Annotated in this window: 1 pseudogene; it reads left to right on the plus strand. The window is 67.8% G+C overall.

From position 1 onward, the window contains the following. Window positions 1-733 (plus strand): annotated as a pseudogene (locus D5H75_RS40725) (DNA-directed RNA polymerase subunit beta); the annotation flags it as partial.

The following is a 733-nucleotide window of genomic DNA, read 5'->3' on the forward strand; positions in this document are numbered from 1 at the left end:
GTACTTCAATCCCAAGCGCTACGACCTGGCCAAGGTCGGCCGCTACAAGCTCAACAAGAAGCTCGGGCTCGACGCCGATATCAACGAGGGCACCCTCACCGAAGAGGACATCGTCGCCACCATCGAGTACCTCGTCCGGCTGCACGCCGGCGAGGAGGAGATGCCCGGCGCCGGCGGCACCCCCGTGGTCGTCGAGGTGGACGACATCGACCACTTCGGCAACCGGCGCCTGCGCACGGTGGGCGAGCTGATCCAGAACCAGGTCCGGCTGGGCATGGCCCGCATGGAGCGGGTGGTCCGGGAGCGGATGACGACGCAGGACGTCGAGGCGATCACGCCGCAGACCCTGATCAACATCCGGCCGGTCGTCGCCTCCATCCGCGAGTTCTTCGGCACCAGCCAGCTCTCGCAGTTCATGGACCAGGTCAACCCCCTGGCCGGGCTGACCCACAAGCGCCGCCTCTCCGCGCTCGGCCCGGGCGGTCTGTCGCGTGAGCGCGCGGGCATGGAGGTCCGTGACGTCCACCCGTCGCACTACGGCCGCATGTGCCCGATCGAGACCCCGGAAGGCCCGAACATCGGCCTGATCGGCTCGCTCTCGTCCTACGGGCGCGTCAACTCCTTCGGCTTCGTCGAGACGCCGTACCGCAAGGTCGTCGAGGGCCGGGTCACCGAGCAGATCGACTATCTGACGGCGGATGAGGAGGATCGGTACGTCATCGCGCAGGCGAAC

The sequence above is a fragment of the Bailinhaonella thermotolerans genome (genome assembly GCF_003594875.1).
In the GTDB taxonomy this organism is placed as follows: domain Bacteria; phylum Actinomycetota; class Actinomycetes; order Streptosporangiales; family Streptosporangiaceae; genus Bailinhaonella; species Bailinhaonella thermotolerans.